21 protein-coding genes and 1 pseudogene are annotated in these 21296 nt (G+C 66.5%); 11 read left to right on the top strand and 11 right to left on the bottom strand.

The features are described 5' to 3' along the window. Positions 1–228: 228 nt before the first annotated feature. The 5 genes from gyrB to dnaA form a co-directional block, all read right to left on the bottom strand. Positions 229–2265, bottom strand: coding sequence for a DNA topoisomerase (ATP-hydrolyzing) subunit B (gyrB, locus tag QR64_RS05615; RefSeq protein ID WP_039584436.1), 2037 nt, complete (start codon positions 2263–2265; stop codon positions 229–231). Between the two features lie 215 nt (positions 2266–2480). Next, positions 2481–3053 carry a DUF721 family protein gene (locus tag QR64_RS05610; RefSeq protein ID WP_019290471.1) on the bottom strand — a complete coding sequence of 191 codons (573 nt, stop codon included), beginning with the start codon at positions 3051–3053 and terminating at the stop codon, positions 2481–2483. After that, positions 3050–4282 carry a DNA replication/repair protein RecF gene (gene recF, locus QR64_RS05605; protein ID WP_006550913.1) on the bottom strand — a complete coding sequence of 411 codons (1233 nt, stop codon included), beginning with the start codon at positions 4280–4282 and terminating at the stop codon, positions 3050–3052. The genes QR64_RS05610 and recF overlap by 4 nt, the downstream gene beginning before the upstream one ends. Before the next feature lie 22 nt (positions 4283–4304). After that, entirely contained in the window at positions 4305–5489 is a 1185-nt protein-coding gene (dnaN, locus tag QR64_RS05600; protein ID WP_024102543.1) for a DNA polymerase III subunit beta, read from the bottom strand. A gap of 502 nt (positions 5490–5991) precedes the next feature. Continuing rightward, positions 5992–7767, bottom strand: a complete 1776-nt coding sequence (gene dnaA, locus QR64_RS05595; protein ID WP_039584434.1) for a chromosomal replication initiator protein DnaA — start codon at positions 7765–7767, stop codon at positions 5992–5994. Positions 7768–8354: 587 nt separating this feature from the next. Between dnaA and rpmH the strand changes: the two genes are divergently transcribed. The 10 genes and pseudogenes from rpmH to QR64_RS05555 all read left to right on the top strand — a co-directional run bounded on the left by rpmH (position 8355) and on the right by QR64_RS05555 (position 15133). Next, positions 8355–8498 carry a 50S ribosomal protein L34 gene (rpmH, locus tag QR64_RS05590; protein WP_006550910.1) on the top strand — a complete coding sequence of 48 codons (144 nt, stop codon included), beginning with the start codon at positions 8355–8357 and terminating at the stop codon, positions 8496–8498. A 20-nt stretch (positions 8499–8518) separates the two neighbouring features. Then, positions 8519–8914, top strand: coding sequence for a ribonuclease P protein component (gene rnpA / locus QR64_RS05585; protein WP_024102541.1), 396 nt, complete (start codon positions 8519–8521; stop codon positions 8912–8914). After that, entirely contained in the window at positions 8911–9201 is a 291-nt protein-coding gene (gene yidD / locus QR64_RS25545) for a membrane protein insertion efficiency factor YidD (RefSeq protein WP_006550908.1), read from the top strand. Before rnpA ends, yidD begins: the two co-directional genes overlap by 4 nt. A gap of 69 nt (positions 9202–9270) precedes the next feature. Next, positions 9271–10203, top strand: coding sequence for a membrane protein insertase YidC (gene yidC / locus QR64_RS05580; RefSeq protein ID WP_235367017.1), 933 nt, complete (start codon positions 9271–9273; stop codon positions 10201–10203). Between the two features lie 22 nt (positions 10204–10225). Continuing rightward, positions 10226–10771 carry a protein jag gene (locus tag QR64_RS05575; RefSeq protein WP_039584432.1) on the top strand — a complete coding sequence of 182 codons (546 nt, stop codon included), beginning with the start codon at positions 10226–10228 and terminating at the stop codon, positions 10769–10771. 110 nt (positions 10772–10881) lie between these two features. Beyond that, positions 10882–11562: a 16S rRNA (guanine(527)-N(7))-methyltransferase RsmG gene (gene rsmG, locus QR64_RS05570; protein ID WP_033098073.1), complete on the top strand. Its 681-nt coding sequence runs from the start codon at positions 10882–10884 to the stop codon at positions 11560–11562. A 625-nt stretch (positions 11563–12187) separates the two neighbouring features. Next, complete coding sequence (locus QR64_RS05565; protein ID WP_006550904.1) at positions 12188–13159, top strand: ParA family protein; 972 nt, start codon at positions 12188–12190, stop codon at positions 13157–13159. Beyond that, positions 13156–13427: pseudogene (locus QR64_RS28805) on the top strand (chromosome partitioning protein); the annotation flags it as partial. The gene QR64_RS05565 and the pseudogene QR64_RS28805, both read left to right, overlap by 4 nt. Positions 13428–13434: 7 nt before the next feature. After that, positions 13435–14385: a ParB/RepB/Spo0J family partition protein gene (locus tag QR64_RS05560; RefSeq protein WP_411908075.1), complete on the top strand. Its 951-nt coding sequence runs from the start codon at positions 13435–13437 to the stop codon at positions 14383–14385. A gap of 58 nt (positions 14386–14443) precedes the next feature. After that, positions 14444–15133, top strand: a complete 690-nt coding sequence (locus QR64_RS05555; RefSeq protein WP_033098129.1) for a hypothetical protein — start codon at positions 14444–14446, stop codon at positions 15131–15133. Positions 15134–15208: 75 nt separating this feature from the next. Here the strand turns inward: QR64_RS05555 and QR64_RS05550 are convergent, their stop codons facing one another. The 4 genes from QR64_RS05550 to QR64_RS05535 all read right to left on the bottom strand — a co-directional run bounded on the left by QR64_RS05550 (position 15209) and on the right by QR64_RS05535 (position 19264). Next, complete coding sequence (locus QR64_RS05550) at positions 15209–16387, bottom strand: N-acetylmuramoyl-L-alanine amidase (protein WP_006550901.1); 1179 nt, start codon at positions 16385–16387, stop codon at positions 15209–15211. Between the two features lie 135 nt (positions 16388–16522). After that, the gene (gene trxA / locus QR64_RS05545) at positions 16523–16852 is read right to left on the bottom strand and encodes a thioredoxin (RefSeq protein WP_006550900.1); all 330 of its coding nucleotides are present in this window, start codon (positions 16850–16852) and stop codon (positions 16523–16525) included. Positions 16853–16898: 46 nt separating this feature from the next. Next, positions 16899–17864, bottom strand: coding sequence for a thioredoxin-disulfide reductase (gene trxB, locus QR64_RS05540; protein WP_006550899.1), 966 nt, complete (start codon positions 17862–17864; stop codon positions 16899–16901). Between the two features lie 200 nt (positions 17865–18064). Then, positions 18065–19264, bottom strand: a complete 1200-nt coding sequence (locus tag QR64_RS05535) for an NADH:flavin oxidoreductase (protein WP_006550898.1) — start codon at positions 19262–19264, stop codon at positions 18065–18067. A gap of 105 nt (positions 19265–19369) precedes the next feature. Between QR64_RS05535 and QR64_RS05530 the strand changes: the two genes are divergently transcribed. Then, entirely contained in the window at positions 19370–19921 is a 552-nt protein-coding gene (locus QR64_RS05530; RefSeq protein ID WP_039584429.1) for a TetR family transcriptional regulator, read from the top strand. 36 nt (positions 19922–19957) lie between these two features. Here QR64_RS05530 and QR64_RS05525 read toward each other — a convergent pair whose 3' ends face one another. Both QR64_RS05525 and sigM read right to left on the bottom strand, forming a co-directional pair. Next, positions 19958–20680, bottom strand: a complete 723-nt coding sequence (locus tag QR64_RS05525) for a hypothetical protein (RefSeq protein ID WP_019290481.1) — start codon at positions 20678–20680, stop codon at positions 19958–19960. 54 nt (positions 20681–20734) lie between these two features. Beyond that, positions 20735–21283, bottom strand: coding sequence for an RNA polymerase sigma factor SigM (gene sigM, locus QR64_RS05520; RefSeq protein WP_033098127.1), 549 nt, complete (start codon positions 21281–21283; stop codon positions 20735–20737). Between the last annotated feature and the right edge of the window lie 13 nt (positions 21284–21296).

The following is a 21296-nucleotide window of genomic DNA, read 5'->3' as shown; positions in this document are numbered from 1 at the left end:
TATCGGGACATACAGCGGATACGGAAGAGTGAGTTCTTCCCGTACCCCGCGCTGCCCCAGCCCCCTCGTCGGCAGCCACACGTACAGATGGCCGATAGAAGTGTACTCACGAGTAACGAAGAAGGCTAACGGCCCTGCCCACTTCCGGGCGCACGACATACGAATCCCCGCCGTGATGTACGACACAGCGGGGATTCGCATGCAGTTCTCCGGCGCTGCCGGCCGTGATCAGACGTCGAGGAAGCGGACATCCTTCGCGTTACGGGTGATGAAGCTCCGTCGTGCCGCGACGTCCTCACCCATCAGAACGCTGAACAGCTCGTCGGCGGCAGCGGCGTCGTCAAGGGTCACCTGACGCAGGACGCGGACGCTCGGATCCATGGTGGTCTCCCACAGCTCTTTGGCGTTCATTTCACCGAGGCCCTTGTAGCGCTGGATGCCGTCGTCCTTGTTGATCCTCTTGCCGGCCTTCAGACCCGCCTCGAGCAGGGCGTCGCGCTCGCGGTCGGAGTACGCGAACTCCGGCTCGCTGCGCTGCCACTTGAGCTTGTACAGCGGCGGCTGTGCCAGGAAGACGTGGCCTTCCTCGACCAGCGGCCGCATGAAGCGGAAGAGCAGCGTGAGCAGCAGCGTCGCGATGTGCTGACCGTCGACGTCGGCGTCGGCCATCAGGACGATCTTGTGGTACCGCAGCTTCGAGATGTCGAATTCCTCGTGGATGCCGGTACCGAACGCCGTGATGATCGACTGGACCTCGGCGTTCTTGAGGACCTTGTCGATCCGGGCCTTCTCGACGTTGATGATCTTGCCGCGCAGCGGAAGGATCGCCTGGTACATCGAGTCGCGACCCGACTTGGCGGAGCCACCCGCGGAGTCGCCCTCCACGATGTAGATCTCACACTTGCTCGGGTCCTTCGACCGGCAGTCGGCGAGCTTGCCGGGCAGACCACCGATGTCGGTCGCGCTCTTGCGGCGGACGAGCTCGCGCGCCTTACGAGCGGCGACACGCGCGTGCGCCGACGACACGGCCTTGGTGACGATCGTCTTCGCGTCGGCCGGGTTGGCCTCGAACCAGTGCGAGATGTGCTCGTTGCACGCCTTCTGCACGAAGGACTTCACCTCGGTGTTGCCGAGCTTGGTCTTCGTCTGGCCCTCGAACTGCGGCTCAGCGACCTTGACGGAGATGATCGCCGCGAGACCCTCACGGATGTCGTCACCCGTGAGGTTCGGGTCCTTGTCCTTGAGGAGTTTCTTGTCCTTCGCGTAGCGGTTGACGACCGTGGTCAGCGCCGCACGGAAGCCTTCCTCGTGCGTACCGCCCTCGTGGGTGTTGATGGTGTTGGCGAAGGTGTGGACGGACTCGGAGTAACCCGAGTTCCACTGCATCGCGACCTCGAGTTCGTGGCCGGTGCCCTTGGCGGTGAACCCGACGACGGAGTTATGGATCGGCGACTTCGTGCGGTTGATGTGGCGCACGTAGTCCTCGAGACCACCCGGGTAGTGGTAGGTGCGGACCTTGACCTTGTGCACCTCGAGCTCGGTTGCCTCGACGGCCTGGTCCTCGGCGGTCTTCGGCGCCTCGGCGGTCTCCGGGACGTCCTCGTCGGTGACCTCTTCGGGAGCGACCCGCTCGTCGGTGAGAGTGATGGTCAGTCCCTTGTTGAGGAACGCCATCTCCTGCAGGCGACGCGCGACGGTCTCGAAGTTGAACGTCGTGGTCTCGAAGATCTCCGGGTCCGGCCAGAAGCGGACGGTGGTACCGGTCTGCTTGGTGGCCTCACCGCGGACGAGCTCGCCCGGCTTCGAGGCGGTGTACGTCTGCTCCCAGTGGTAGCCGTCGTTGTCGATCTCGACCTCGAGGGTTGTGGACAGGGCGTTCACCACGGAGATACCGACACCGTGCAGACCGCCGGAGACGGCGTAGGCATCGGAGTCGAACTTGCCACCCGCGTGGAGCTGGGTGAGGACGACCTCGACGGTGGGCACACCGGAGGCGTGCATACCGACGGGGATACCGCGACCGTCGTCGACGACCTGGACACCGCCGTCGGCGAGGAGGGTGACCTCCACCTTCGACGCGTAACCGGCCATGGCCTCGTCGACGGAGTTGTCGACGACCTCCCAGATCAGGTGGTGCAGGCCACGCTCTCCGGTGGAACCGATGTACATACCGGGGCGCTTGCGCACCGCCTCGAGACCCTCGAGGACGGTGATGGACGACGCACCGTACTCACTCTTGTTGTTGTTCGACTTCTGGGCAGCCACGGGTGGGTAGCTCTCCTTCTCCGATCGGCCCCGCGCACGCGCGCGACGCATTCCTGTCCATCCTACGTGCCCGTGAGCCTTGCGCCGGGGCGGACACGAAAGCGGGCGTTCCGTACCGCTGACGTCCCCGTAGCGGCCTCTTCGCGACCCGGACAACGTGATTTCCTACGCGCTCCGATTTTCGCCCCTCGTACGGGCCGGGAGCGAGCCCGGGATCACCCGTAGGTGTCGCGCGGTCCGCGGCCGCGGATGTGGCGTTCGCCTTTCCGCCAGCTCGGAGCCGTCGGGCCGGTGATCCGCAGTTCCTTGACCACCCCGTGCCCCACGGCCGCGGCGATCTTGGCGAGAATCTGCGATTGCATCATCCGCAGCTGGGTCGCCCAGGCGGTCGACTCGGCCGAGACGTGCAGGATCCCGTCGCGCAGTGTGGTCGGCTGGGCATGGCTCGCGATGTCGTCGCCGACGACCCGCGCCCAGCTTCCCATGACGGTGCCCTCGGACACGTGCGCCGACCAGCCCCGCTGTTTGGACAGCGACTGCGCGAGCGAACCGAGGGTCTGGGGATCGCGGTCGTCCGGCCCGGGTCCCGACCAGCCACGACGTCGGCGTTTCGGGCGCAGCGGCCCGCGCGACGCGCGTCCCTGGCCGACGGCCTTACCGCTCGCCTTGGCGGCAGCTCGAGCCTCCTCGAGCGCGCGGCGGGCCAGATCGATGCCCTTCGGCTCCGGCTCGTCCGCGCTGCGCTCCGGCCCGGCACCGCGTTCGGGACCTGCTTGTTCGTCGTTCATCCGACCTCCCCGGTGAGCGGGTCCGTCTCCCGTTGCACCGATCCCAGCACAGAGATACGACCTTCTTCGGTGTCCTCGGCATGCACGGGGTATCGGGCGCCGTTCAGTTCGGCCGGCACGTCCTCCGGCACGGCCGCCGTGATCAGCACCTGTTCGGCCGTCGCGGCGACCTCGGCGAGGGCGGAGCGGCGCCGTCGGTCGAGTTCGGCGAAGACGTCGTCGAGCATGAGAACGGGATCGGTGCCGTCGGTGCGGAGCAGGGCGAATGCCCCGAGCCGCAGTGCGAGCGCGAACGACCACGATTCGCCGTGGCTCGCATAGCCTTTCGCGGGTTCGGCACCGAGCGTCAGGTCGAGATCGTCGCGGTGGGGTCCGACGAGGCAGACGCCGCGTTCGATCTCCTTCGACCGCACCTCCGCGAGGCGGTGGAGGAAGACGGTCTCGAGAAACTCCCGGTCGTCGGGCGCGGGCGTGCGGGCCGGGTCGGAGAACTCCGGCGGCAGCGCGTCGGCCAGGCTGCTGCGATAACGCAGGCTCGCCGGACGCGACTCGGGTGCGATCGACCGGTACGCCTCGGACACGTGCGGGGCCAGTTCGTGCAGCAACGCGATGCGCGCGGCGAGCAGCTCGGCTCCGTGGGCCGCGAGATGACCGTCCCACACGTCGAGGGTCGCCAGAGCGCCCGCCCCGTCGCTCGAGCGACTCCCTCGCCGCAGTGCTCCCCCCGCGGTCTTGAGCAGGGCGGATCGCTGGCGCAGCACCTTGTCGTAGTCGGCCCGAACCCCGCTCATCCGCGGGAAACGCGTGCTGAGCAGTTCATCGAGGAACCGCCGGCGATCACCCGGGTCGCCGCGCACGAGCGACAGATCCTCCGGGGCGAAGAGCACCGTGCGGAGGATGCCGAGGATCTCTCGAGGACGCCGGGCGGGCGACTGATTGATCCGCGCCCGGTTCTGCTTGGCCTCGTTGATCTCGATGTCGATACCGAGCTCACGACCGTTGTTGACGACCAGCGCCCCGGCGAACGCCCGCGACGTGCCGGCCCGCAGCAGCGGGCCGTCGGAGGACACCCGGTGCGACGACAGCGTCGACAGATATCCGAGGGCCTCGAGCAGATTGGTCTTCCCGTGTCCGTTGCGCCCGACGAAGACCGTCGCCCCCGGAGTGAGGTCGACGGAAACCGTTCTCCACGAACGGAAGTCGCGCAGCGAGAAGGTGCGAACGTACACGGGGGTCCAGTCTCGGGGCCGGTCAGCCCGGCAGGCGCACCGGCATCAGAAGATAGGTGTAATCGCTGTCCGGAGCGGCGAACGTACCCGAGGAATCCGGCACGGGCTCCTCGTCGAGCGCCGGCCGCAGCACGGCCGGACGACTCGAAGTGGTGAACCCGAACGAGACCTTGTCGGTGTGCAGCGACGTCAGACCGTCGAGCAGGTAGCCGGGGTTGAACGCGATGATCAGCGGCTCACCGAAGAACTCCGCGGGATGCGATTCCTCGGCGCGGCCGGCGTCGTCGCCACCGGCGGACAGCATCACGCTGCCCTCGGTGAACTCGAGTCGGACCTGCGCACCGCGCTCGGCGACCAGCGCGACACGCTTGATCGCGTCGACCAACGGTGCGATTTCGACGGTCGCCATCGCGGTGTGCTCGTTGGGGAGCAACTGGCGGAACTTGGGGAATTCGGCGTCGAGCAGGCGCGTGGTGGTGCGGCGACCTTCGGCGACGATGCCGAGCAGGCCCTCGGCGCCCACCGACGACCCGCTGCCGAGCGCGAGCTGGACCGGGGAGTTGGACGACCCGCCAACAGTTTTCGCGGCCTCGGAGAGGGTCTTTGCGGGCACGAGCACGGCCGAGCTGGTGGACTCCGCGGTGGGCATCCACTCGAGCTTGCGCACTGCGAGACGGAAACGGTCGGTGGCAGCGAGCACCATGTCGGTGCCCTCGATCTCGACTCGGATGCCCGTGAGCATGGGAAGCGTGTCGTCCTTGCCGGCGGCGACGGCGACCTGGCTGATGGCCTCGGCGAACAGATCGCCGGAGAGTGCACCGGTCTGCTGCGGGAGCGCGGGCAGCTGCGGGTAGTCCTCCACAGGCATGGTGGGGAGCGAGAACTTGGCGCTACCGCACGTGATGAGCACACGGGTGCCGTCGAGCACGACATCCACAGGCTTGTGGGGCAACGCGCGGGTGATGTCGGCGAGCAGCTTGCCGGACACCAGCACCTGACCGGGGGTGATGACCTCGGCCGAGACGTGGACCTGCGCGGATACCTCGTAATCGAAGCCCGAGACCGTCAGCCCGCGTTCGTCCGCTCCGAGTAGGACACCGCCCAGGACGGGAACGGGGGGTCGCGACGGAAGGCTTCGGGCAACCCATGCAACGGAATCAGCGAAGTCCTCGCGAGGCACACGAAACTTCATACTTCCCAGCTCCATCGCCCGGTGGATCCCTTCGATCGTGGTCTCGACAAGTCTACGAAGTCTGTCACAGAACCCCGACACCGATGAGAGCGGAGCCGGGGGATGCGGGTCCACGTTATGCCTTCCCTCGCTGCTTGGAAAGCCGGGAGGCTCGAGGCGTGAGCCTCATTCGAGGGCCTGTGGACCGACGCTCTCCACACACCTGTTTTGAAAGAAGATTTCTGAAGAGAACTCACAGAAGTAGTAATAGGGCCTGTGGAATCTGTGGACGAACGACCGTCTAGGCTGGTGGGGCAACGTTCTCGAGGGCGTCGAACTCGAGGATGAACTCGAGGAGTTCTCGAGGATGAATGTGGATTCCTCGAGACTGTTCATTCTTTGTCCACCGTTCGTCCACAAAGATCCCACGTTCTGCACACCCTTGTCCACAGGTGTGGGGACCGGAAATTTCTCGAGATACGGGACAGGGAGCGCCCTGTGGACGCTCCCTGTGGATGGAAACTCGAGGCTCGAGGAATCAGCGCTTGGACCGCTGTTTGATACGCGCGGTGAGCTCCTGAACCTGGTCGTAGACCTTGCGACGCTCGGTCATCTCCTTGCGAATCTTCTTGTCCGCGTACATGACTGTGGTGTGGTCGCGACCGAAGGTCTGCCCGATCTTCGGCAGCGACAGGTCGGTGAGCTCGCGGCACAGATACATCGCGATCTGGCGGGCCTGCGCCAGCGGCCGTGCCTTTCCGGGCCCGCACAGGTCGTCTATCGACGTCCCGAAGTACTCCGCGGTCACAGCCATGATCGTGGCGGCATTGATCTCGAGAGCCGAGGAATCCGGCATCAGATCACGCAGCACGACCTCGGCGAGGGTGAGATCGAGCGGCTGCCTGTTGAGCGACGCGAAGGCCGTCACACGGATCAGGGCACCCTCGAGTTCGCGGATATTGCGTTCGATCCGGCTCGCGATCAGCTCGAGCACGTCGTGCGGCACGTTCAGACCGTCCATGCGTGCTTTCTTCGACAGGATCGCGATGCGCGTCTCGAGTTCGGGAGGCTGGACGTCGGTGATCAGTCCCCACTCGAACCGGGTCCGCAGTCGTTCCTCGAGCGTCGCGAGCTGCTTGGGCGGCCGGTCGGACGAGACGACGATCTGCTTGTTGGCGTTGTGGAGGGTGTTGAAAGTGTGGAAGAACTCCTCCTGGATGCCTTCCTTGCCCTCGATGAACTGGATGTCGTCGACGAGGAGGATGTCGGTCTCGCGGTAGCGCCGCTTGAACGCGACCTTGCGGTCGTCGCGGAGGCTGTTGATGAAGTCGTTGGTGAACTCCTCGGTGGAGACGTACTTCACCCGCATGCCCGGGAAGAGGCGCTGTGCATAGTGGCCGGCGGCGTGCAGCAGATGGGTCTTCCCCAGGCCCGAGGCGCCCCAGATGAACAGGGGGTTGTAGGCGCGCGCCGGTGCCTCGGCGATGGCCACCGCCGCGGCGTGCGCGAACCGGTTCGACGCACCGATCACGAAGGTGTCGAAGGTGTACTTCGCGTTGAGGCTGCTGCTGCCGATGGGCGGCGTCTCGGGCGGCGGGGGCTGGGTGAAATAGGACGGCCACGACTCGCGGACGGCGGTCATCGCCTCCCGGTCGTCGTCGACCTCCTCGAGTTCGCCGTGGTCGGCCTCGAGCATGTCGTGCTCGCGCGCGGAGATCAGGCGTCGCCGATAGGCCGCACCCTCACCGGGAAGCATGCCGTCCCGGGTGAATCCCCCGTCCATCGGCCCGACGCCGTCCCTGGCCACAGCCCCGTCCCGCGCGCCGGCGACATCCCGGGGCATCGGAGGGTCGCGACGCAGATCACGGCTGCGGGGCTCTGCCGTGCGCGGGTCACGGCTGCGGGGCTCTGCCGTGCGCGGGTCACGGCTGCGGGGCTCTGCCGTGCGCGGATTCACAGGCTGTGCATCTTCCGGCAGACCCTCGAGGGGCAGCGTGTCGCGGGGTTCGGCGTAGGGATCCTCGGCGGGGTCGTCCATGCGTTCCCGCGGTTCGACACGCACACCGAGACCCTCGACCCGGTGACCGAGGTGCCGGTTGAGGGTGCGGAGGATGGGTTCGCGCAGATCGCGTTCGATCGATTGCTGGGCGAGGGTGGACGGCACCGAGAGCAGCGCGAATCCCTGTGCGAGCGTGATCGGTTTTACCAGCGCGAGCCATGCCTTCTGGCTCTTCGTCAGCATTCCGTCGTCGATGGTCAGCTCGGATACGACGTCCGTCCACACATCGGCCAGCGCGTTCGGCTCGTCGCTCACGCAGCTTCCCTCCCTTTGGTCACCGGTTTTCCACACGATTATCCACAGGTGTGGACAACCGGGGGAATCACCCGGTGGATGTGTGGATGGGAGGTGTGTATTCGCTCGGCGGGGCTCGTGGGCCAGGGCGGTCTGCGAGGATCAGTGTGACACACGGTGCGACGCGGTCCGACTCCGTGTTCGGTGAACGCGCCCGGAGAAGCTGCGCGACGACGCCCGAAGAGGCGCGGGGCAGCAGGCCGTCACCGGCCGGCACATCGTCGTCGAACGGAGCGAGACGCGGGACTGCACAGGTAGTCGCGATGCGCCGTCGAAGACATGGCCCAAAGCGTACCCGAGCTGTGCTCCGGATCACATATCTTCTCGGCGAGTAGTTTTCGCCGAACAGGTCCGGCGTGTCGCGTTGATCGGCGCTGTTCGTCGCGGTTTGATTTCGCGCCCGCGTCCGAGTAGCCTCGAACAGTCACTCATACCGAGGTGACGGGTTCGTCCGGCTCGAGTCGAGCAATGCGAATCCTGCGAATTCACGTACACGTTGGACGACGGTGCTTGCCGCGCCGTCGCAGAATTATCGAGGAGTGTCGACCGTGGCCAAGGGCAAGCGGACGTTCCAGCCGAACAACCGACGCCGCGCGCGCGTTCACGGCTTCCGTCTCCGGATGCGCACCCGTGCGGGTCGCGCGATCGTTTCGGCGCGTCGCCGTAAGGGCCGCGCTTCTCTCACCGCCTGATTCCCTAACGGGAGCTCGGGGTGCTACCTGAGCCGTATCGACTGCGGCGCCACTCGGATTTCTCGGATACCGTCCGCCGAGGGCGTCGTCAGGGGCGGCGGGATCTGGTCGTTCACGTTCTCGAACGCGATCGCACCGAGTCCTTGGTGAGTGTCGGCGGTCCGCGTTTCGGACTGGTCGTGAGCAAGGCTGTCGGGCCGGCGGTGATTCGACATCGAGTCGCACGCCGGCTTCGTCATATCTGTGCAGGTCTCGTCGAGGCTCTGCCCTCCGAGACCGACATCGTGCTGCGCGCACTACCCGGCGCTGCCATCGCGGATTCCCGTGAGCTCGACAAGCAGGTGCGGTCGGGTCTCACCCGCCTCGGACTGCTCGACGCCGGTGCTTCCGCCTCGCATGGGAGTGCTCGCGCATGACCGAGCCCGAGCGGAGGTCGTGGTGGCGGTCCCTGCGGTCCGCCCCGGCCCGGGCATTGATCTTCTGTATCGAGCTCTATCGCACCTATGTGTCGCCCACACGGATGCCGACCTGTCGATTCACCCCGACTTGTAGCGAGTACGCCGTGGAGGCGCTGCGCACGCGGGGTGTCGTCGTCGGTGCGGTCCTGGCATCGGTGAGACTGCTCAAGTGTGGCCCCTGGCACCCTGGTGGGTGGGATCCGGTACCCGAACGGAAACATCGGTCGTCCCCAGTGGGTACCTGACCGGAGCCGAGACCCGAGACCGACGCCTCTTCGTGGCGATCATGGACGACCAGAGGAGTACATAGAGCCGTGCTCGACTTCATCTACTATCCCGTGTCCTGGATCCTCTGGGTCTGGCACAAAGTCTTCGCCGCGATCCCGTTCCTAGGACCGGACAGCGGTTGGACCTGGGCGCTGTCGGTGGTGTTCCTCGTGTTCACCCTGCGCGCGATTCTCTACAAGCCCTTCGTCAAGCAGGTTCGCACGACCCGCCAGATGCAGGAGCTGCAGCCGCAGATCAAGGCACTTCAGAAGAAGTACGCCAAGGACCGGCAGCGCCAGGCACTCGAGATGCAGAAGCTCCAGAAGGAGCACGGCTTCAATCCGTTGATGGGCTGTCTGCCCGTTCTGCTGCAGGTCCCGGTCTTCATCGGCTTGTTCCACGTGCTGCGCTCGTTCAACCGCACGGGTACCGGCTTCGGCCAGCTCGGGCTGACTCCGGAGGAGAACGCGCAGATCGGCAACTATGCGTTCAGCCCGGAGGACGTCCAGTCGTTCCTGAGCGCCCGCCTGTTCGGTGCTCCGATTTCGTCGTGGATCACGCAGCCGATGGCGTCGCTCGAGGCGTTCGAGCCTTTCGGCGGCATTCCGACGCGCTGGCAAATTGCCGCCGTCGCGGTGCCGCTCATGATCGTCGCCGGCGTCGCCACGCACTTCAACGCTCGTGCCTCGGTCTCCCGCCAGAGCGCGCAGGCCGCCGCGAACCCGCAGGCCGCGATCATGAACAAGCTGGCCCTGTACGTCTTCCCACTCGGTGTGCTCGTCGGTGGTCCGTTCCTGCCGATCGCCGTCATCATCTACTGGGTCAGCAACAACATCTGGACCTACGGACAGCAGCACCTCATCTTCCGCCGTATCGACAAGGAGGAAGAGGAGAAGAAGGCTGCGGCTCTGGCCCGCCGGAACGAGAACGCACCGAAGCCGGGTAGCCGACCCAAGAACTCCAAGCGCAAGCGGCGCTGACCGAAGTAGAAGAGAGCTGAATATGGCCAGTGACCTGGACAAGGTGGAAGAGGACCTCGCGGTGACACCCGAGGAGCGCGACACTGCGGCGGACGCCGATCTCGATGACGACTACCTCATCGAAGAAGGCGAGATCGCCGGCGACTACCTGGAGCAGTTGCTCGACGTTCTCGATTTCGACGGTGACATCGACCTCGACGTCGAGGGCGACCGCGCGGTCGTGAGCATCGACGGCGGTAAGGATCTGACCAAGCTGGTGGGTCGCAACGGTGAGGTTCTCGACGCTCTGCAGGAGCTCACCCGTCTCGCCGTGCAGCAGGCGACCGGCGAGCGCAGCAAGCTCATGCTCGACATCGCCGGGTGGCGTGCAGGCAAGCGTGCCGAGCTCTCATCGCTCGGCGCGTCGGCCGCGAAGCGCGTGCTCGAGACCAGCAAGCGCGAAGAGCTCGAGCCGATGACGCCGTTCGAGCGCAAGATCGTGCACGACGCCGTCGCGAAGATCGACGGTGTGTCCAGCGAGAGCGAGGGTGCGGAACCGCACCGCCGTGTGGTGATCGTCAAGGATTGAGTCGGCCGTGCCGACCGAAGAGGGACTCTGCGTCGTCAGGGTCCCTCTTCGCCTTTTCGTAACTGATGCTGTGGGTCCCGATGTTGTTTCGGGTGAGCCGACAGGAAAGGATGTTTCACGTGGAACAGCACGAGGCGGAACTGTCGGCGGTCGCGCAGCGGGTCTTCGGGGATCGGACCGAACTTGCCGAGCGGTACCACCATTCGTTGTCGACGGCAGGTGTCGAGCGGGGGCTCATCGGGCCGCGTGAGGTGCCGCGCCTGTGGGAACGACACATTCTCAACTGCGCCGTGGTGGGCGAACTCATCCAGGAGGGTGAGACAGTCGTCGACGTGGGCAGCGGTGCCGGTCTGCCGGGTATTCCTCTCGCACTTGCCCGTCCCGACCTCCAGGTCACGCTCGTCGAGCCGCTTCTGCGCCGCACCGTCTATCTGGCGGAGTTCGTCGAATCCCACGGGATCGAGAACATTCTCGTGGTCCGTGGCCGTGCTGAGCAGCCGAGCGTCCTCCAGGAGGCGGGCGGCGCAGACGTCGTGACTTCCCGTGCCGTCGCACCTCTCGCCAAGCTCGCCAAGTGGTCGCTCCCCCTCGTCCACGAGGGAGGCCGGATGCTGGCGTTGAAGGGTTCGTCCGCTCGAGAAGAGATCGACCGCGATCACGACGAACTCGCTCGCCTCGGTGCCGGCAATCTCGAGGTGCTCGAGTGCGGAGGCAATCTCCTTCCGACACCGACGATCGTCGTGAAGGCCGAGCGGATTCCGCGGCCGGCGCGGCGTCGCAAGAAGCGCTGAGCGAATCGCCTGGCGCGACGATCGCCCCGACACCCTCCCCTCCCCTACCGGGTCGGGAGGGTGTTGCCGTTTCCGAGACATTCTTTCCGACTCGAGGAATCTACTCGAGTACATTACCGGTGCAAAACGGTTGTTTCGGACGTTGTCACACCAGACCCGATCACCCCATGACGTTTCGTCACTGTGATGTTTCAGATTCCCGGAAATGTGTTTATTGAACGAATTATCTTCCTGTGCACTACGATTGAAACTCACTAATGTGAATAGTATTGCGGACCAGAGCATTTCATTCTGGGTGTTCGCGGTTCTCGGGCCCACTCGTGTGGGTCGGGATTGTTTCACGTGAAACCACCGAGCCGCTCCTCCGCCTGTTTCACGTGAAACAACTCCGCTCCCCGTTTCACGTGAAACGTCACCCGGCCATGTCGCCGACGGAACCTAGAATGCGGATGGGATACTGAAACCAACTGAGAATGCGTGCGCGTGGTCGGAAGGCCGGGGACAGCTCCGGGCCCGGGACTCGCATTCTCCCTTCGGCGCCTCGACCCGGTCTTCGAAATCGCGACCGGGAAGCGACGAGGATGTAGCGTGCGAACCGAGCGGATCTACGTGTAAGGAGTGTTCTATGACGGGTGGATCTGAATCCGCTGTTTCACGTGAAACCGGAGGCGCCGAGGACGACTTCTCCCCCGTACCCTTCGACGGTTTCTCCACCGTCGACACCCCGATCGGCGCGGCTGCTCATCGCGCCACCCAGGTCCTGCATCCGAGCGATGCCAACGCACTGCCCAAGCCGCGCGAGCGTCGCGTCTTCACGATCGCCAATCAGAAGGGCGGGGTCGGTAAGACCACCACGGCGGTGAACATCGCCTCCGCGCTCGCCGTGCAAGGATTGTCGGTCCTCGTGGTCGACCTCGATCCGCAGGGCAACGCGAGCACCGCCCTGGGCGTGCCGCACTATTCCGGTGTGCCCTCGAGCTACGAGATCCTCCTCGGCGAGATCAATGCCGCCGAGGCCGTGCAGCAGAGCCCGCACAACGAACGCCTCTTCTGTATCCCCGCCACGATCGATCTCGCCGGTGCCGAGATCGAACTCGTCTCGATGGTCGCGCGCGAGAACCGCCTCCGGAACGCCCTCACCAAGGAGGCGCTAGGCGACCGCGAGTTCGACTACGTGATCATCGACTGCCCGCCGTCGCTCGGTCTGCTCACGGTCAACGCGCTCGTCGCGGCGAAGGAAGTTCTCATACCCATCCAATGCGAGTACTACGCACTCGAAGGTGTCGGGCAGCTCCTGCGCAACATCGAGCTCGTCCAGTCGCACCTCAACCCCGAACTGCACGTCTCCACCGTCCTCCTGACGATGTACGACGGTCGCACCAAGCTGGCCGATCAGGTCGCCGCAGAGGTGCGTGCGCACTTCGGCAGCGCGGTGCTGCGTTCGGTCATTCCCCGCAGCGTGAAGGTTTCCGAAGCTCCCGGTTACGGGATGACCGTTCTCGACTACGATCCTGGATCGCGCGGCGCGATGAGCTACCTCGACGCCGGGCGCGAGTTGGCGGCACGCGGGGTACACGAGAATCAGGGGAACGGATGAGCGCGACACGTAAAGGCGGGCTCGGTCGAGGTCTGGCAGCGCTCATCCCCACCGGTCCCCCGGTGGATGCAGAGCAGAAGCCGACGGCCGCCCCGAGTTCCACTGCCGCCGCCCCCACGGCCACCGCTCCCACCGATACCGCTGCTCCGGCCGTTCCTGCGCCGGCCAAGTCCGCACCGGCCGCGGGGGAACCGTCGAAGCCTGCTTCGGGCGGACAGTCCAAGTCGGCTGCGTCGCGTCGCCCCGGCTCGTCGGTCCTGAACCTCCCNTCGGGTCTGGGTATGGCAGCCGCCGATCTCATCATCGGCGACGGCAGAACGCCGGCGCCCGCGTCCCCGGCGGAGCCTGTCGAGGACGACGCGGCACGGGCGTCCGGAGCGGCATCCGAAAGCGAACCCCTCCCCTCCCCCACCGGAGCGGTGTACCTCGAGATCCCGATCGACCGGATCGAGCCCAACCCGAAGCAGCCGCGGCAGGTCTTCGACGAGGAAGCGCTCGCCGAGCTCGTCCACTCCGTCCGCGAGTTCGGGCTCATGCAGCCGGTCGTGGTCCGCCGCCTCGAAGGCGACCGATTCCAGCTCGTGATGGGTGAGCGTCGCTGGCGTGCCGTCCAGGAGGCAGGCCTCGGCACGATCCCCGCGATCGTCCGCGACACCGAGGACGAATCGCTGTTGCGCGACGCGCTGCTCGAGAACATCCACCGGGTGCAGCTCAACCCCCTTGAAGAGGCCGCGGCCTATCAGCAGTTGCTCGAGGAGTTCGAGGTCACCCACGAGGAACTCGCGAGTCGGCTCGGACGGTCGCGGCCGGTCATCACGAACATGATCCGGCTGCTCAAATTGCCGGTCGCGGTGCAACGACGCGTGGCGGCCGGAGTGCTGTCGGCCGGGCACGCGCGTGCCTTGTTGGCGCTCGAGGCCGGTGCCGACGCTCAGGAGGCACTCGCCGCACGCATCGTCGCCGAGGGCCTGTCCGTGCGGGCGACGGAAGAAGCCGTCGTGCTCGCCAACCGCAACGACACCCCCGACGCTCCGCAGCAGAAGCGTCGGAAGCCCATCCAGATGCCGGGGCTGCAGGACGTCGCGGAGCGTCTGTCGAACTCCTTCGACACGCGCGTGACCGTGAGCCTCGGCAAGCGCAAGGGCAAGATCGTGGTGGAGTTCGGTTCGGTCGACGACCTCGAACGCATCGTGAAGATGATGGAGTCTCAGACCGACCTTTCTTGACTCCTCGTCGGAGCAAGACAACAGTCTGTAGACGAAAGACGTGGAGGCGAGCTATCCCGTGTCGACCCGAGTATCACCGCTCACGTTGAGTGGGATCGAGCAGTTGCCTGCTCATGCGCGACGGTGCGTTTTCTGGGAGCTGGATCCCACCTCATCGCCCGACGTTCAGCAATTCGCCGACCCCGAATTCGAGAAGGAAGCATGGCTGTCCATGGTCCTTCTCGAATGGGGGTCGTGCGGCCAGATCGCGACGATCGGCGACAAGGCCGCCGGGTGCGCGCTCTACGCTCCGCCGGGCATGGTTCCCCGCGCGCAGGCCTTCCCTACCGCGCCCGTCAGCGCCGACGCGATCCTGCTGACATCCATGCGGACCGAACCGCACGCGGACGAGCCGGATGTCGGAGCCGACCTCATCCGCGGTGTCGTCGCCGATCTCGTCCGTCGTAACGTCCGTGCCATCGAGGCCTTCGGGATCCGACGTACCGCCGACGTAGAAGCGAGCGATGTGCCGCACGCGACGGCCGCACTCGGGTGCTCCGACACGGAGTGCATGATCGACGCAGACTTCCTCGAGGACATGGGCTTCGAGGTCGTCGCCCCGCACTACCGCTACCCGCGGCTGCGTCTCGAGCTCGACCGCGACCACGAGTGGAAGTTCGCCGTGGAGGCCGCCCTCGATCGGCTCCTCGAGGAGTCCTCTCTCACCGTCGCGGATCTGACCGCAGGTTCGGCCGTCGGCGCCCACTGACGTACACCCGACACCGACGAAAAAGGACCGCCCCGCAGACTCTGCGAGGCGGTCCTTTTCTCGTCTACGGGCCTGCTAGCGACTGTCGGAGATGGACAACTCTTCGGCAAGCAACTCGGCGAAGGTGTACGTGCCGGTCGGCTGGTCGTCCTGGCCGAGCAGGTACAGCCGCTTCACCGCGATGAGGATCGCCTCGGCGATGATGTCGCGGCTGCGCGGATCGGCGAGCAGCGCGGCGTCCTGCTCGTTGGTGAGGTAACCGAGATCGATCTGCACCGTCGGCATGTTCGTCAGGCGCAGCAGATCCCAGGTGCGGCCGTGGCTGCGGCAGTCCTGCAGGCTCGTGCGGGCGACGATCTCGCGCTGGATGTAACCGGAGAGCACCTGTCCGATCATCGACTCGGACCCGTGCGAGTTGCCGTAGTGGAAGCTCGCGATGCCGTTCGCGGCGGGGCTGTGGCTCGCGTCGCACCGCAGCGAGATCATGAGGTCGGCACCGAACGCGTTGGACGTGCCCGCGCGTTCGACGTCGGTCGGATTCACGTGGTACGGCCGCGACAGGAAGGTCTCCATGCCCGTCGCCGCCATCCGGCCCTCGAGCCGACGCGCGAGATCCCACAGGATGTCGGCCTCGGAGATCGGGCCGTGAGGGCTCGGCACGATGATGCCGTGGGTGTTACCGCCGAGACCCGGGTCGATGACGATGCGCTTGCCGCTGAGCTGCGGACCGGAGCGGCGCACGATCTCCTCCTCGGAGATCGCGTGGGGCGACCCGCCCGACACGCGCGTGCCGAGCAGTTCGAGCGAGCGCAGTGTCTCGGCACCGCAGATGCCGTCGGAGGCGAGTCCGATCTCGCGCTGAAAGGAACACAGACCCTCGTGGGTCTTCGGCCCGAAGTAGCCGTCCACGCGGTCGACGTAGAAGCCGAGATCCTGCAGACGGGTCTGCAGGGCCGCGACATCGTCGCCGTAAAGCGGAGCGGAGAGCTGATACATCAGGGTGCGCGCACCGAGCTTGTACGACGCTTCCTTCAAGGAACGGTAGGTCGCGGGGCCTACGGTCCCGTCGACGAGCAGACCGCGCTGCTGCTGGAACGCGCGCACGGCTCCGTCGAGTTCACGATCGAAGCGGACGTCCGATCCCATCCAGTCGCCCGACTCCTCGGGCTCGTTGTGCAGGAAGCCCAGGCCGGCCAAGGTGCTCCGGATCTCGGCGACCGCCGGACCGTGGTCGCCGTGACGAAGAGGGCGCATGTATCGGGCCTTTCCGTGCTGACAGGATCGGTGCCCGGCGTGAGGGCTGGGCAGCATCGAACGGGAGTGGGATGAAGGATGTGCCCGTGAAGACGGGCTCACGGGCACATCCGAGAGGTTGATCCTGGGACGGTACTACAGGACGTCCGCGAGATCCCGAAGCAACGCCGCCTTGCCCTTGGCCCCCACGATCGTCTTCGTCGGCTTGCCACCGGAGAAGAGGATCATCGTGGGAATCGACATGACCTGGTAGTCGCGTGCGGCCGACGGATTGGCGTCGATGTCGAGCTTGGCGACGGTCAGCTTGTCGCCGTGTTCGGCCGCGATCTCCTCGAGAACCGGAGCGACCATCTTGCACGGACCGCACCAAGTGGCCCAGAAGTCGACGAGGACGGGCTTCTCGGACTGCAGTACGTCCTCGACGAACGACGAGTCGGTGATGGTGACGGTGTTCTTGTCGGCCACGGATGTCTCCTGAATCTCGGGGTGGAATGTGGAACGGGGTGGTGGATCAGGCCTCGGCGAGCGTCGGCGCCTCGACCTCGCGGTTCGCGACGAGCCACCGCTCCGCGTCGATGGACGCCGAGCATCCGGTGCCGGCGGCGGTGATCGCCTGGCGGTAGGTGTGGTCGACGAGGTCGCCCGCGGCGAAGACACCCGGCACGGAGGTCGCGGTGGAGGGCGCCGAGACCTTCACGTAGCCCTCGTCGTCGAGGTCGACCTGACCCTTGACGAGCGAGCTGCGCGGGTCGTGGCCGACGGCGACGAACAAGCCGGTGACCGGCAGGTCGCTGCGCTCGCCGGTGACGGTGTCCTCGAGGACGAGGTTGGTGACGCTGTTCTCGCCCTGCACCTCGGCGACCTTCGCGTTGGTGACGAAGCGGATCTTCTCGTTGGCGCGGGCGCGCTCGAGCATGATCTTCGAGGCGCGGAACTCCTCGCGGCGGTGGATGAGGGTGACGCTGCGCGCGAAGCGCGTCAGGAAGGTCGCCTCCTCCATCGCGGAGTCGCCACCGCCGACGACGGCGATGTCCTGGTCGCGGAAGAAGAAGCCGTCGCAGGTCGCGCAGGCGGAAACGCCGCGGCCGAGCAGCTGCGACTCCCCGGGCACACCGAGGTAACGCGGCTCGGCGCCCATCGCGAGGATGACGGCGTGGCTGCGGTAGGTCTCGCCATTGGCGACGACCGTCTTGACCGGGCCCGTGAGGTCCATCTCGTCGACGTCCTCGGTGCGCAGATCGGCGCCGAAACGCAGTGCCTGCTCACGCATCTGGTCCATGAGTTCCGGGCCCATGATCCCGTCCTTGAAGCCCGGGAAGTTCTCGACCTCGGTGGTGGTCATGAGCTCGCCACCGAACTGCGTTCCCTCGAAGACGAGCGGGGTGAGTTCGGCGCGGGCCGCGTAGATGGCGGCGGTGTATCCGGCCGGTCCCGAACCGACGATGATGAGGTCGTGAATCGTGGGCGAGGTCGTCATGCGGCGGAGCCTTCCGGTTGGGTGAACGGGGGCGCGAGGACTGCGGGCGATCCGGCCGGAACCGGACGGCAGCCTACAGATACTGTCAACACCAGGGTAAACTGTGTTGTTCCCCTTCCGCCGTGCGTCCCGCCACAGACGCCCTGTACGGACCGGCCGGTCGCCCGACCGGCCCGCCCTCGATGCGAACCGGTACGGTCTCAGGCCGCGCCGGGCACGTCCCGCAGCGTCTCGCGGATCACGCAACGCGTGCCCGTATAGATGGTCGGCATGCACTTGTTGCAGTGGATACACAGACCTTCGTGTGCCGTCTTCTCCTCGAACTTGCGGACGAGATACGGATCACGCAGCAGCGCGCGGCCCATGGCGACGAACTCGAAGCCTTCGTCGAGCGCCGTCTCGATAGTGTCGAGCCGGTTGATGCCGCCGAGCAGGATCAGCGGGATCTTCAGTTCCTCGCGGAACTGCCGGGCCATGGGCAGGAAGAATGCCTCCTCGAACGGGAGCTTCGGGAAGATCTTCGGCCCGTAGACCTTCAGTCCCCAGCCGACGACCTTCGGCTGCGACGCCTGGAACTCCTTCATGGGGACGTCGCCGCGGAAGAAGTACATCCCGTTCAACAGCGAGCTCCCGCCGGTGAGCTGCATGGCATGGATGGTGCCGTCGGACTCGATGAGCTTGGCCATGGGCAGGGACTCGTCGAGCCACAGACCCTGGGGCACGCCGTCGGTCATGTTGAACTTCGCGATGACGGCCACCCCCTCCCCCACCGCCGTGCGGACGGCCTCGAGCACGCGACGCGGGAAGGCGGTACGGCCCTCGATGCTGCCGCCGTACTTGTCGGAGCGCTTGTTGAGATTCGGGCTCATGAAGGAGCTGAGCAGGTAGTTGTGCCCGAGGTGGACCTCGACGGCGTCGAATCCGGCCTCGACGGCGAAGCGCGCGGCGCGTGCGTAGTCCTCGACCACCCGATCGAGCTGCTCGAGTGTCGCGCCGCGGACGAGCCCCATGGCGGGGGCGCTGATGCGCGTGGACGGCGCGAGCGTCTTCATCTTGTTGGAGATCTGGTTGGCGACGAGTCCGGCGTGGCCGATCTGCGCGGAGGCCAGACCCCCGGCGGCGTGCACGGCGTCGGTGAGCCGGGTCAGGCCGGGGACGGAGTCGGCGTCGAGCACGAGGGTGTCGCGGTGGACGCGGCCGTCGTGGGAGACCGAGCAGTAGGCGACGGTCGTGAGGGCGGTGCCGCCGCGGGCGACCTCGGCGTGGAATTCGACGAGTTCGTCGCTGACGGCTCCTCGAGGCATGACCCCTTCGAAGGTTGCCGCCTTGACGATGCGGTTGCGGAGGGTGAGCGGCCCGAGTCGGGCCGGTTCGAACACGGTGGGTCGCGGCGAAGACATGCCCCTACTTTCGATGCCAGTGGTATCGTAATTGCGCTTCGACTATAACGCTCGTCACACTCCGCGCCAGATCGATTCCCACTCGGTCCCGACATCACGGATCCCATGCCCAGCACCGCTCCGGGGCGCCCCCGCGACCCCCGAATAGACAACGACGTCCTCACCGCCACCCGCGAGATGCTCCGCTCCCACGGCTGGGACGGGCTGAGCCTGCGGGCGGTCGCCGCCCGCGCCGGCGTCGGCCGCGCCGCACTCACGCGTCGGTGGCCGACCAAGGCCCACCTGGTGCTCGACGCACTGCTCGGTTCCGCACCCGATCTGACGTCCTACGACGGCATCGATCGCAAGGGCTGGATCGAATGGGTGGTCACCGGGAGCATCGAATTGTTCTCCCGGCCGGAGGTCCGCGCTGCGCTCCCGGGGCTTCTCGCGGCACTGCGGGACCACGACGACCTCCGCAACACGCTCTGGCGCACGTTCAGCGGCCCCAGCACCGCCCTGTTCGCCGACGGCGACGGCTCGGACGTCGAGATCGACGCCAAGGCCGTGCTCGTGATGGCAGCGGGGTCGGCGTTGTTCGCCGGCCTCATCGCCGCGGAGGACGACACACCCGCGCTGCGCGCGCGGATCCTGGAACTGTTGTCGACCGTGGCGTAGCGCCGGACCCGAGCGCCGGACCCGAGCGCCGAAAGGTCAGCCGATCGTCTTGCGGACCAATATCGCGGGATCATCTGCGTCGCAGTCGGTTCCGACCACCAGGGCGGTGAGCGCCGGTGCGTCCGGTCCGCTCAACAGGACGAGGACGGCATCGTCGCCGGCGTACCGCACCGCGCGTGAACCGATCGGTGACCGGCCTTCGAAACCGTTCGCGTCCAAGCATTCTCGGAGACGATCGGCTCCACCGAGGAGACCGGGATCGGTGTCGCCGATCATCGCCCGCAGGGTGGAGGGTTCGAACAGGGCCTCGTCTTCCGCTGCCGCGACGGGAACACCGGTCGGGTCGTCGCTACCGAAAGCCGTTTCGCGCACGACCACCACGAGCAACACCGCCACTGCAGCCGCGACCGCGGCACCGGCCACCGCCCACCGGCGACGCCGTGCGATGCGGGACGGTGTGGACCGGACATCGGACCGGTCGTCGGATCGATCCTCCGCGAGCGCGGCACCGATACGCGCGGCGATCTCGGGCGGAATCGATTCCTTCGGTGGAGCGCCGCGCAGGGCCGACAACCGCGCCTGCGTCGCGTCGAGCCGCGCCAGATACACGACGGCCCCGGGATCGCGGCGCACGCGCGGCCACAACCGGGCGGCGAGCTCCTCGTCGAGCACCCCGGCATGCAGATCGGCGAGCAACTCCGCGGAGTACGGCGGGCGCATCTCGGCGGAGTTCGACGGACGCATCTCGTCCTCGTTCATGCGCGACTCTCCTCCGCGGTTCGGCATCCCTCACCAGAGTAAGACGGAGGAGGATCACGATCGGTTCCCCTCGGAGCGAAGGTCGTCGAGAAGAACTGCGAGCCGGCTCCGCGCGCGGGCACAGCGGCTCTTGACCGTTCCCTCCGGAACACCGAGACGTTGCGCCGCCTCCCGGACGGAGAAACCTTCCACATCCACCGCGACGACGGCTGCCCGCTGGTCGGGTGGCAGTGCGAACAGGGCGGATTCGATGTCGAGTGCGATCTCGGTGTCGTGGATGGGATCGCGCGGGGTACGCAGGTCGTGCGAATCGTCCTCGAACAGTGGGACGGTCACGCGGACACGATTGCGGCGGATGCGATCGAGGCACGCGTTGACGACGATCGAATGCAACCAGCTGCGGACCGCGGCGTCCTCCCGGAAACCCGAAGCCCTCCGGTGCGCCGAGAGCAGTGCCTCCTGCAGCGCGTCGGCCGCGTCCTCGTTCGAGTAACTCGTCCGCCGCGCGACCTGCCACAGATGGTCGTGATGTCGTGCCAGCAAGGCGGAGAAGGCATGCCGATCGCCTGCGATGTGTGCTGCGAGCAGCTCGGCATCCGACACTGCTCCATCGGAC

The sequence above is a fragment of the Rhodococcus sp. Chr-9 genome (assembly GCF_000801125.1).
Lineage (GTDB): Bacteria > Actinomycetota > Actinomycetes > Mycobacteriales > Mycobacteriaceae > Rhodococcus > Rhodococcus pyridinivorans.
The sequence above is the reverse complement of the archived record's forward strand: the minus strand, read 5'-3'. Positions and strand labels throughout refer to the sequence as shown.

Excerpts from the sequence above, each read along its gene's own strand:
- QR64_RS05610 (WP_019290471.1), bottom strand. The coding sequence starts at position 3,053 with ATGAACGACGAACAAGCAGGTCCCGAACGCGGTGCCGGGCCGGAGCGC.
- QR64_RS05565 (WP_006550904.1), top strand. The coding sequence starts at position 12,188 with ATGACGGGTGGATCTGAATCCGCTGTTTCACGTGAAACCGGAGGCGCC.
- QR64_RS05535 (WP_006550898.1), bottom strand. The coding sequence starts at position 19,264 with ATGTCTTCGCCGCGACCCACCGTGTTCGAACCGGCCCGACTCGGGCCG.
- QR64_RS05575 (WP_039584432.1), top strand. The coding sequence starts at position 10,226 with ATGGCCAGTGACCTGGACAAGGTGGAAGAGGACCTCGCGGTGACACCC.
- QR64_RS05525 (WP_019290481.1), bottom strand. The coding sequence starts at position 20,680 with ATGAACGAGGACGAGATGCGTCCGTCGAACTCCGCCGAGATGCGCCCG.
- trxB (WP_006550899.1), bottom strand. The coding sequence starts at position 17,864 with ATGACGACCTCGCCCACGATTCACGACCTCATCATCGTCGGTTCGGGA.
- rsmG (WP_033098073.1), top strand. The coding sequence starts at position 10,882 with ATGTTTCACGTGGAACAGCACGAGGCGGAACTGTCGGCGGTCGCGCAG.
- yidD (WP_006550908.1), top strand. The coding sequence starts at position 8,911 with ATGACCGAGCCCGAGCGGAGGTCGTGGTGGCGGTCCCTGCGGTCCGCC.
- dnaN (WP_024102543.1), bottom strand. The coding sequence starts at position 5,489 with ATGGAGCTGGGAAGTATGAAGTTTCGTGTGCCTCGCGAGGACTTCGCT.
- QR64_RS05550 (WP_006550901.1), bottom strand. The coding sequence starts at position 16,387 with ATGCGCCCTCTTCGTCACGGCGACCACGGTCCGGCGGTCGCCGAGATC.
- QR64_RS05530 (WP_039584429.1), top strand. The coding sequence starts at position 19,370 with ATGCCCAGCACCGCTCCGGGGCGCCCCCGCGACCCCCGAATAGACAAC.